Source organism: Achromobacter sp. UMC71 (assembly GCF_014170305.1).
Classification (GTDB): domain Bacteria; phylum Pseudomonadota; class Gammaproteobacteria; order Burkholderiales; family Burkholderiaceae_B; genus Achromobacter.
Genome location: NZ_LZZT01000035.1, coordinates 21,988 through 33,054 on the forward strand (window position 1 = coordinate 21,988; position 11,067 = coordinate 33,054).

Annotated in this window: 7 protein-coding genes; 3 read left to right on the forward strand and 4 right to left on the reverse strand. The window is 66.8% G+C overall.

All coding sequences use genetic code 11. The annotated features are described in order from the left end of the window. Positions 1-3 precede the first annotated feature (3 nt). Genes A9974_RS17300 through A9974_RS17310 form a run of 3 tightly spaced genes read left to right on the forward strand, consistent with a single transcriptional unit; the run spans position 4 to position 6,106 of the window. A complete protein-coding gene (locus A9974_RS17300; protein ID WP_183005397.1) occupies positions 4-5,052 on the forward strand; it encodes a type VI secretion system Vgr family protein in 5,049 nt (1,682 codons plus the stop codon). Next, positions 5,033-5,695: a hypothetical protein gene (locus tag A9974_RS17305; RefSeq protein ID WP_183005398.1), complete on the forward strand. Its 663-nt coding sequence runs from the start codon at positions 5,033-5,035 to the stop codon at positions 5,693-5,695. Before A9974_RS17300 ends, A9974_RS17305 begins: the two co-directional genes overlap by 20 nt. Positions 5,696-5,728: 33 nt before the next feature. Then, positions 5,729-6,106 carry a hypothetical protein gene (locus A9974_RS17310; RefSeq protein ID WP_183005399.1) on the forward strand — a complete coding sequence of 126 codons (378 nt, stop codon included), beginning with the start codon at positions 5,729-5,731 and terminating at the stop codon, positions 6,104-6,106. Positions 6,107-6,124: 18 nt separating this feature from the next. Here the strand turns inward: A9974_RS17310 and A9974_RS17315 are convergent, their stop codons facing one another. The 4 genes from A9974_RS17315 to A9974_RS17330 all read right to left on the reverse strand — a co-directional run. Then, positions 6,125-8,437: a DUF2235 domain-containing protein gene (locus A9974_RS17315; protein ID WP_183005400.1), complete on the reverse strand. Its 2,313-nt coding sequence runs from the start codon at positions 8,435-8,437 to the stop codon at positions 6,125-6,127. Beyond that, positions 8,430-9,209, reverse strand: a complete 780-nt coding sequence (locus A9974_RS17320) for a hypothetical protein (protein ID WP_183005401.1) — start codon at positions 9,207-9,209, stop codon at positions 8,430-8,432. The genes A9974_RS17315 and A9974_RS17320 overlap by 8 nt, the downstream gene beginning before the upstream one ends. A gap of 33 nt (positions 9,210-9,242) precedes the next feature. Then, positions 9,243-10,232: a DUF4123 domain-containing protein gene (locus A9974_RS17325; protein WP_255468210.1), complete on the reverse strand. Its 990-nt coding sequence runs from the start codon at positions 10,230-10,232 to the stop codon at positions 9,243-9,245. Then, positions 10,229-11,067, reverse strand: an 839-nt coding sequence (locus A9974_RS17330) for a DUF2345 domain-containing protein (protein ID WP_183005402.1), incomplete at its 5' end; no start/stop codon positions are given. The genes A9974_RS17325 and A9974_RS17330, both read right to left, overlap by 4 nt.

Sequence of the window (11,067 nt, forward strand, 5' to 3'; positions counted from 1 at the left end):
GCCATGACCGACCGTTCTTCCACGCCTTCGGGCTACAGCAGCCTGGGCGTTGCCGCCCTGTCCCAGAATGCGCGCCTGCTGCAAGCGCAGACGCCGCTGGGCGACGCGCTGACCGTCGAACGCCTGCACCTGCGCGAAGGCGTCTCGGAACTGTTCGCCCTGACACTCGATTGCCTGGCCGCGTCCGCCGAACTGGACGTGGAACCCCTCCTGGGCAAGGAAATCAGCGTCAGCCTGTTGCTGGCCGACGGCACCTGGCGACGCTGGCACGCCGTGGTGGAAGGCGTGGACGCGCTGGGTGCCGACGGCGGCCTGGCGCGCTACCGCCTGCACGCCGCGCCCTGGCTGGCCACGCTGCGGCTGCGGCGTGACAGCTTCGTGTTCCAGGATAAGTCGGTCACCGACATCCTGACCGAAGTGTTTGCCGACTACCCGCTGGCTTCGTTCGCCTTCGAGATCACCGAGCCGCCCGCGCCGCGCCCCGTGCGCACGCAGTACCGCGAGACCGACCTGGACTTCGTGCTGCGGCTGATGGCCGAGGCCGGCCTGAGCTTCCGCTTCGACCACCAGCAAGGCGAGCAGCAGGCCGGCAGCGGCGGCGCGCAGCACCGGCTGGTGGTGTTCGACACCCGCTCCGCGCGCCCCGACAACCCCGCCGCGACCCTGCGCTTTCACCGCAGCGACGCCACCGAATCCGAAGACAGCGTCACGCGCTTCGGCGCGGCCCGCCAGGTGCGCCCGAACGCGGTGACGCGCCTGGCCTGGAACGACCGCACGCTGCTGGCCCATGGCGCCCACGCGGCCTCCGACCTGGACGCCGGCGCCCTGCCCGCGCTGGAAGACTACGACTACGACGGCCATGGCCGCCACACGGGCGACGACTCGGCCGAACAACAGGCCGCCCGCAGCCTGCAGGCGTTCGAAGCGCGCATGCTGCGCTTTGACGGCGGCGGCACGGCGCGCCAGATGATGCCGGGCCATACCTTCACGCTGACGCAGCACGACCGCTATGCCCAGGGTTCGGGCAGCGCCATGGACGAACTGGGCGGCAACCGCTACACCCTGCTGCACGTCGAGCACGAAGCCGCCAACAACCTGGGCAGCCAGGCCGCCCAGGTGCTGGGCGCGGCCGATCTTGAGCGCGGCGCTTACCGCAATAGCTTCAGCGCCCAGCCCGCAGCCGCCCCGCTGCTGCCCGCCTGGCGCGCCAAGCCCACCGCCCCCGAAGGCGCCACCGCCGTCGTCGTGACCGCCGAAGACGCGGCCATCACCACCGGCCGCGACCTGCGTGTGAAAGTGCAGTTTCCGTGGCAGCGCGGCGAACGCCCGCTGGCCGGCGGCCTGCGCCATCGCAGCCATGGCGACGACGCCGGCAACGCGCCGGGCGATGACAAGTCCGGCACCTGGTTGCGCGTGACTGGCGCGCAGGCCGGCCCCAACTGGGGCGCGCACCACCTGCCGCGCCAGGGCACCGAAGTGGTGGTCGAATTCCTGGATGGCGACATCGACCAGCCCGTTATCGTGGCGCAGCTATACAACGACACCGACCTGCCGCCCTGGACGGCGGGGGTGGATGGCGATGCTAATCATCCGGGCACGCTCAGCGGCTGGCATAGCCAGGCCCTGGATGGCAAGGGCCACAGCCAATGGCTGTTCGACGACACGGCCGGCCAGCTGCGTACGCGGCTGTCCAGTTCCATTGCCGCGTCGCAATTGGGCCTGGGCTACCTGGTCAAGCAGGCGCCGGACGAGTCGTCGCGCGGACAATGGCGCGGCACGGGTTTCGAGTTGCGGTCCGACGCCTGGACCGTGGTGCGCTCGGGCCAGGGCATGCTGCTGTCGGCCAATGCCCGCGAAAGCGCCCGCTCCACCCAGGCCGATACGCAAGAGGCATTGCTGCTGCTGCGCGGCGCGCAGCATTCCGCGCAACGCATCGACAACCTGGCCACCCGGAGCCAGGCGCGGCCCTTGGCGGCCAACGAACAATTCAATCCGCTGATCCAGGCGGTGGACCCCAAGGCTGACGGCCAGTACGCCGGCAGCGTCGGCGGCCAGCAGGCGGTGAAGGCCAGCGCCAATGAACGCAGCGGCAGCGACCCCGTCGAACGCATCGACGGCGCCCGCTTGCTGATCGACGCGCCGAACTCGCTGAACCTGTCCACCCCGGCCAGCGCCATCCTGCATGCCAGCGAAAACCTGCACGCCACGACCCAGGCCGACGGCCACGTCGCGGCGCGCCAGACCTTTGCCAGCGCGTCGGGCCGCTCGACCAGCCTGTTCGTGCAGGACGGCGGGCTGCGCGCCATCGCCGCCAACGCGCCGGTGTCGATCCATGCGCATACCGACATGCTGGAAATGCTGGCGGGCCAGGACATCACCATCACGTCCACCACCGACAGCATCGAGATCCTGGCGAACACGCGCATCACCTTGCAAGCGGCCGGCGGCAGTATCGTCATGGACGGTGGCGACATTCTCTTCAAGGGCCCGGGGATGTTTTCCGTCAAGGGCGCCTCGCACAACCTGATCGGGCCGGCCAGCGATGCCGCCGCCCTGCCCGCACTGCCGTCCAGTCAGGTCGGCGACCCAATGCTGGTGACGGCCGAACTGGTGCACCGGCCCGCGGCCATGAAGGCGGTGGCCACCGGGGCCGGGCAGGCCCTGAATGCGGCAGGCGCGTCCGACGCCGCAGCCGCCAGCGGCAGCGCGTCTTCGCCGGGCGGCATCGGCTCGGCCCTGGCCGGCGGCGCCGCCAGCCTGTCCAGCGGCTTGTCGGCCGCCAGCGATACCGCGTCAAACATGATGGACAAGGCCAAGTCCCTGGCCAACGCCGCGTTCAAGCCGGTGCAGGACCTGGGCGCCATGGCCAGCAAGGCCATGGGGTCGGCGACCGAGGCCGGCACAAGCCTGGCATCGGGCGCCGCAGCCAAGGTCGGCGGCCTGGCGCAATCGGCCATGGGGTCCACGCCCTCGCTGATGGGCGGCGCCACCCCGTCGCTGACGAGCGGCGCACAATCAATGGCCGGCGGCGCGGCGCAATCCCTGATGAGTAGCGGTACGGCCAGCCTGACGCAGGGCGCCACGGGGGCCCTGGCCAGCGCGATGCCGGCCGGCGTCACCCATGCGGCCGGCGCGGCCACGCAAGCCACGCAGGTGGCCTCGCAGGCAGCCGACATCAGCGCCAAGGCCTCGGGCTTGCTGTCCGGCGGCGTATTGGGCGGCTCGGCCGGTGCGACATCGGGTGGCGCGGCGAGCGGCGGCGTGGGCTCGGCCATCGGCCCCGTAATGACACAGGCGATGGGCGCCATGGGCGACCGCGGCGCCGCGCTGGGATCGGCGGTGAACTCGCTGCTGTCGATGCCCGACGTCAACCAAAGCAACCTGCCCGCGGTGGCCGGCGCCATCCTCAGCACACCCGGCCTGACTGAGTCGGCCGTGCCGTCGGTGGTGGGCACCATCCTGCAATCGCCCAACATTTCCAGCGTCACGCTGCCCAAGGTGGCTGAGACGATCATGAACATCCCGGCGGTGGCCAATTCGCCTTACCCCGGGCTGGCCAAGCGGGTCATGGAAGCGGCCGGCATCACGCTGCCCGGCGGCGCGGCACGCCCCGTCGGCCAGGACGCCGGTCAGAATGCGGAAGGCTCGCCCAGCCCTGCGTCCACGCCGTCGCCCTACCAGGCCCGCAGCGGCGCCAAGCTGCAATACGTCAACCTGACCGAGCCGGACGAACGCTGGAACGACGGCCAGGCGCTCAACAGCCTGGACCGCCAGACCAACAAGCCCAAGATCCGCGTGCGCTTTGACAAGGCCGGCCAGCACCGCTTCACCGTCAAGGTCAGCCCGCGCCCGGGCAATGCCGTGTATTCGGCGCGAGAGCTGAGCCGCCAGCCGTTGTACCGCGAGCCCAATCAGCGGTCGTACAGCTACGTGACCGACCCGGACGGCACCAAGATCGTCGATGACATCACCCTGCCCGCCGCGGGCCTGAACACTTACCTGTTCGAGGTCGTCAACGACAAGAACCAGATCATCTCCACCGAATTGGTGGAAACCGCCAGACGCCTGTACATCCAGGAAATCATGCTGCCCGGTCCCGAAACGCTGGCCCGTCCGCACGGCTTCCAGCCCACCGCCACCGAGTACGCGCGCCACGGCGTGGACGTCGTGCAATTGCCGCCCGTCAGTGGGCGCGGTGAGGCCAATTCAGACGTCTTCACGGAGGATGGCGACGCGCGTCTGCGCCAACTGGCCCGCTCGGTCTATCCAAGGTCGCAGGGCCCGTCCCACGAGCCCTACACCATCGTGGTCTGCCACGTTGATCGGCTGGCCTCCATGCTGCCGGTGCAGCCCATCTATGTGCAGGCCGTGGCCGGCCCGGGCGCCGGCGACAAGCTGATCCAGTTCGTCGGCGCCGACGGCAATGTCAGCTTCCTGTGGTATCACATCGAGCCGAACACCGACTGGTTGGTGCAAGCCGTGTTCGAATACACCGACCCCGCCGCGGGCGTCAGGCAGATCCCCATCCCGCGCGACCGCCTGACCCCGGTGCCCTACGACGCCGCCGCGCCCAAGGAATGCAGCGCCCTCAATATCCGCATGGCCGGACTGTTGCCGATGCCGACCAACGGCAAGATCATCCTGCGCGTACGGCTGATGGAAAGCGCGGCGGCCGGCGTGGCCTTCTACAACAGCAACCTGCTGTGCGTGGCCGCCATGTCGCCGTGGGAGCCGGTCACGATGGACTACCAGCAGCAGACGCTGGTGCATGAAATCGGCCACCTGATCGGCATGGTGCCCAGCGGGCCGGAGTGGGTGCAGGCGCATCCCGACGAAGCCGACATGGACGCCTCGAAACTGGACAAGGGACCCTACTTCTATTCGCAGTTCGGCAACCATTGCCACTTCGGCCTGCCCGCCAGCCAGGCCGACCCGGCCTACACGGGATCGTGCGTGATGTTCGGCGGCGACTGCCTGAGCATCCGCTATTGCGTGAATTGCGCCAAGGCCGTGCGCAAAGTGGACATGTCCCGTGGCTGGCCCTCGTTCTGACCGCGGGCGCCGCCTGGCGCCGGCCCTGGCCCGGCTGTGTGCCGCCACGCTGGCAGCGACCCTGGCGGCCGCCCTGCCCGCCCCCCCCGCGGCGGCGCGCACCGTGGGTGGCCCGCCCTCTTCCTCATCCACACCTTCGACCGCTTCCATGAACACCGACTGGACCGACCCGCCCGCCTTCGCCACCGCCCCCATCGGCACCGTGCGCGACCACGCCTGCATTCCGCCTAACCGCGGCAGCGACGATCAATTGAACATCGCCGCCCCTGCCCGCGTGCGGCCGCAGGCGTCCGGCGCACTGGTGATCCCCGTCTGCGCCCAGGGCATCATCCCCGTCTCACAGAACCAGAAGCTGCCGCGTTTCGTGGCCGTCAATACGCAGACCAAGGCAGTGTACGAAGGCGTGGCCTATGAATACAAACGCCCCTCGCCCCCGCCCGGCGTCGAGGTCGACACCCTTCCGGGCTCGCGTCCACCCAAGGGCATTCCGATCAGCCCGGGTATCAGCGTGGGCACGCAGTTCAGCACCGACCTGGCCGCCCAGGCCAAGCTGCCGACGACGCCCGCCACCTACGAGGTGTATATCGAGTCCAACGGCGTGCGGTCCAACACCGTGACGATCGAGGTGCAGGCGGCGAAATAAGCCGGCCACCCCGCTGAGTCAGCGAGCACACGCATGTTCCCGCCCGAAATAATCGCGCTACTGATCGCCCTGGCACTGCTCGCGCTGATCGCCCTGATCGTGCTGGTGATCAAGCTGCTGCACCTGGTGTACTGGGCATGCTGGAACGAAGAGGTCATCCCGGCGGAACGCCCGCGTCTTACCGGCGCCATCCTGGCCGCGTTTTTCAGCACCCTGGCCATCGCGGATTTTCTGCCGGACGAGATATCCAGCGCGATCTCGCGCTTCAATCCGATACCCCCCTACGACAGAGAGACCCCGTACGCGCTGACATTGGCCGCGCTGACGATCCTGTCCTGGATCTATGGCAGCAGGATCAAGCGTCATCTCTGGCGCAAGCTGCGCGGTGCCAGGGCAGAACCGTCGGCATGACCCGATAGACGAAGCCGCCTACGGCCGAGCCGGCGTCATGCCGTTCATGTTGGCCTGCATCCGTGCCTGCATCTGGTCCACCCGCGCGGCCGATTCGGTGTCGGACTTCAGCTTGGCCTCTTCAGCCTTGTAGTCCGTCTTGCCGAAGATGTCCTTGTCGCGCACCCGGAAGTACAGCGACGTGCTGGCCAGCAGGTGATCCGGCCAACTGCTCAGCATGGCATCGTGCACCAGGAAATCGAACAAGGCCATTACCTTCGGGGGCAGCGGATTGGTGCCCGTGCTGGCCTCCCGCCAAACATTCAGCAAGCGCTGCTGGGTGGCGCGCTTGGCCTTCATGTCGGCCAGGGGGTCCTTGGGCTGGTCGGCCTCGGTCAAGGTGCCGCCATTGCGCACGATGATGTCGTTGCGCATCTTCTGCATGTCGCGCGGCATCTGGTTCACCTGCTCGATCTTGCGCACCAGATCCGGGTTGTTGCTGCGCAGATCTTCCTTGCGCCGTTCGGTTTCCGCGTCAGTGCGTTCGGCGTTTTCAAGCTCGCGGTATTCCTCTTCCAGCCTTTGCCACAGCGGCTTGAACCGCTTGGGCGGCAATTCACCGCGGCTCTCGACCGCACGGTCCCAGCGTTCGTTCTTCAGCGCTTCCAGCTCTTTCAGGCGCGCCGTGTTTTCGGGCTTGTTGCGCTGGTCCGCCGGCAACGCCGACACGCGCCGGAATTCTTCGTTGTATTCCTGCTCGGGGGTGAAGAAATCACGGTCCTTGATCCACTTTTCAGCGGGGTCGGCCAGTTCGCTCTTGAAGACCGGGTCTTGATAGCGGACGGCCAACCAGCGCAGGAAGACTTCCATGTGGGGCATGAAATCGATACCTGGCTCGTACTTGACGACGCCGCGATAGGCGTCGACCAGATCGGTGATGGGATAGCTCTGGCCGCCATCCTTGATCGGCGTTGCCATGGTGTACTTGGCGAAGGCCAGCGGTCGCTTGTCGAACAATTGCTCCATGCTGTAGAAAGCCGCGCCGTTGCACAGGGCCAGGTTCAGCATGTCTCGCAGAGACACGCGTGACAGCTCGCCCCGCGCGCCCAATGACCCCTCGGGACTGACGCCGGTCACGTCCCCGCTGGACCCCGGATAAAGATATTGCTCGCCGCGGGTCTTTTCCAGGCTGTCCAGTCGCTGATTGGCGCGTAGTTCGTGCGCGGCAGCGAAATGGACACATTTTTCAACGGCGCCCGGTATGGTCAACGTGCGGTCCTTGTGGGTCTGCTTGAGCAGGTCCGTGAAGGGAAGAAAGCCCAGGAACGTGTTCTCATCCATGATCGAGGACACGGAATCCAGCAGCCCGACGAACCGGATGCGGATCTCGGCTTCGCGGGCGCCCTTTTCTCCGGGAAACACCAGGTCCTTGTCGTGGCGACGGCGATATTTCTTGACCACGTCGTTGATGAATTGGCGGGCCATGACGCCACCGCGATCGCCGCCGAATACGGAAATCTCGATCCGCCGGACATTGTTCATCTCGGCACTGACGGCTTCGTGGGCGGCCTTGAACTGCCGCAACGCCGCATCCACACGCACGTCTACCCCCGTGCCCATGAGATAGGCCACGGTTTCGTTATCCCGGATGATGGGCACACCCTCCATGACCGTGGACTTGACGACTTCTTTGCCGGCCGTCCAGGCGACCTTCAGGGGATTCTTCTTGAAGCCCGACCAGAAGCCGCGAAGGGTCCCTTTGGCGCGATTCACCAGCCGCTCGGGGTCCCAGGCATTCCAGATCCGGACGACTTTGTCCGGCAAGGTCTTCACGTCTTTCACGACGTCCTTATAGGCCTTGACCATCGGCTGGTACGAGCCTTCCTTGATCATCTTCTGCGTCGCGCTGCGCAGACGCTTCAAGACGTCTTGCTCGGGAATCTCGTCGACGCGAGTGATGTTCTTGGCGGCATTCTTGGCATTCTTGGCGGCTTCGCTGAGAATCTTCTTGCCGGCCAACGTTGCACCGTAGATCAGATCGTCGTTCTTGGCATCCTCGTTCAGCTCTGTGCCCAGCCCCGAATAGTAGAAGCGGAACCAATACTGATTGACGGGCCGATCCTCGTCATCGTGAGAGTAATGGGCCTCCCAGAGGCGGCTGACATTGGAATAGAAGGTGGGATGCTTGCTATCCACGTCGCGGCTGCGCCCGAAGCCGTCGAAGAAGAAGCCGATCCGGATGACAGCGCCGCATTCGTTGCAGTCCTGCTTCGGATAGGCGGCCTCGCTATCAGCCATCTTCTTGAGAACCGAGGCCGGGGTACGATCCACCGGCGGCAGCGGATTAGCCATTCTTGTCTCCCGGCGCCGTGCCCGTGGCTTTCAGATGCGCGATCTTTTCCTTCGACAGGCCTTGGACCGCTTGCGCGAAATCACCCGGTTTGCGGCCGGGCGCGTCAAGGATCGCCGCCATTTCCGGATCGGCATCGAAATTCGACGCCACCGTGAAATACAGAAACATGTACTGCTTCATATCCTCAAGGCTCTCGATTCGATACTTCACCCACGCTCGCTTGGCGACCTTCGCCACCACGCGCCTGACCTCGGCGCTGCTGCCGAAATCTCCCAATGCATCGCGGTGCTGTGCATACAGCCACCGTGTGGCATCGACGATCGGAATGCGCACCTGGCCAAGCAGCTTGCGGCTCAGCGCCAGTTCCATGTGTTCGTCCGGGTAGATATGCAGTTCCAGGTATAGCGGCCCATCACCCGGTGGCACCTGTGTCGCAGGAAAATGCACGGGGGTCTCTTTGTTGAAGATCACCTCATCGAGCTTGCCGTCGAACATGTGCTGTTTGGCCTTTTCCCCGTCCGCACCGCGCCACAGGACCTTGAAGTCCGTGCCCTTCAAGCTGTAACAGCACGTCGCCGACCCTTCACCGCCCCCCGCGCCAATCGATCCCGTGACGGCCGAATGGCCTTGCGCGTCGGTCACTTCCACCCGGTCCAGATCCCAGGGCGTGTAGTTGTAGGTCACGAAGGACAGGCCTTGATAGCTTGGCTCGCTATTGCATCCCGCCAGCAACCCCAACCACATGAACAAGACGATCAGGCCCTTACGCATCAGACGCTCCGCTCACCGCACATCCCTTCCGCTTCATGCCGCACTCCCCTCTTCCTGTTCCTGCTCGGCCCGCAGCAATCCATCCCACACTGCGTCCGGCACGTGCGCCAGCGCCTGCGACAGACCTTCACCGCGTGCCTTGAAGGCCTGCAAGGCCGGCGCAATCGCCTCGTGTTCATCAAAGCGCGGGGAAATGGTGATGCCCCACGCCACGTAGTCCAGCATGTCGCGTTCGGTCTGGATGCCGTAGCCGCGGGCGCGCGCCATTTGCGCCAGTACCCGCGTGTACAGCTCGTCTTGCCGCAAGTCGCTGCCCAGCACACCCAGGTAGATGCGGCGGATCTGCACCGCCAGCTTGTCCGGGTAGTCCAGGTCCAGCAGGGCCTGGTGCTGCGCCAGCGAAAAAGGCTGCTGCCTGGGCGCATCCAGCCCGGTTTCCAGTTGATCGCCCAGGCCGGTCCATTGCGCCACCGAGCCGTCGCGGCGGGCGTAGCGCAGCAGGTTCACCGGCGCCAGGAAACGCTCACGCTCACGATCCGTCCACACCTGCATGGCGCGGTCCAGGATGCGGCCGTCGTAGAAATGCAGGTAATACTCGCGGCCGTCCGGCAGGCCGTAGTCGGTGTAATAGGCGTAGTGCGCCATCAGTTCGGCCAGCGGCAACGGCGACACGATGTGCGTCAGCGCATATTCACCGCCTTCGGTCTGATGCAGCCGATTGAGCAGGCGCAGCACCTGCGAGGCGCGCGGCTCGTCGTGGCCGCGCCAGAGTTCGAAACGGGTCAGGTCGTCGACCTCGATCAGCAGCGGGGCGATGTCCTGGTAGATGGCCAGGTCCGTTCCGACCCAGACCGAACCATGGCTGAGATCTGCGCTGGCGCGCACGGGCTCGGCCAGTTCGGCGCGACCCCGAAAATCCACCAGCAGGTAGGTGTTCAACGTGGCGCCGGTGCCGACAGCCAGTTCGGCGGCAGCGGCCAGGGTGTCGTTCAGCCGGGTTTCCCAATCAATCATGCGGGTCATGCCTTGTCGGTGATGGACTGCACGCCATCGTGCGCATCCAGCACGCATTGCTTGCACACGGTGAACTGCGGGAAGGCGTAAGGCAGCCGGTCCGGTCCGGAGAATTGTTTGTTTCCCGTCTTGACGTCGATGCGCCCCGGCGCGGTGACGGTGATGTTGCCGCCTTCGAGCACGATGCTGGCGCCCGCGGCCGTCGCGATGCGGATGCGCTTGGGCGCGGCGTATTCCACCGCGGCCTGCGCGCTGCCAATGGTGATGTCTTTCTGCGCCTGCACTCGCAGGATGTCGTGCTGGGCCTGCACATCGACGTTGCCCTTGGCCGAGATCAGGTCCAGCCCCGAGTCCGCCCCGCCCTGCTGCAGGCCGGCGACGATGCCCAGGCCCTGGCCGGCGTGCAGGCGCAACGCGCCCATCACCGCCAGGTTCTGGTCCTTGCCGGCCGACCAGTGCACGGCCTCGCCGGCCGTCACTTGCAGGTGCTTGGCCGCGATCTGTGCCAGCCCGGCGCGCGCGGCCATCAGCACGACGGGATCGGTGGGGTGCGGCACTTTGCCTTGCGCGGCCTGCGTGTGCCTGGCCGCGGCATCGCCGCGGGCGCCGTCCAGGCTGTCGCCCGCGACCGTGCCCGAGACCGCGCGGTGCATGGCCGCCAGCGGCGCCTTGTCGCCATCCAGCACGCTGGCCTGCGGGCCCTTGGTGCCCAGCGCCGTCGCCAGCCGCAGGCCCTGGTGGGCGCCGACCACGCCGTCCAGCGAACGCGCCATCTGCTCGGTCTGGCTGGCCAGCGCCTGTACGCCCGCCGCATCGCCCACGGCGCTGGCGTTGCCGCCGGTGG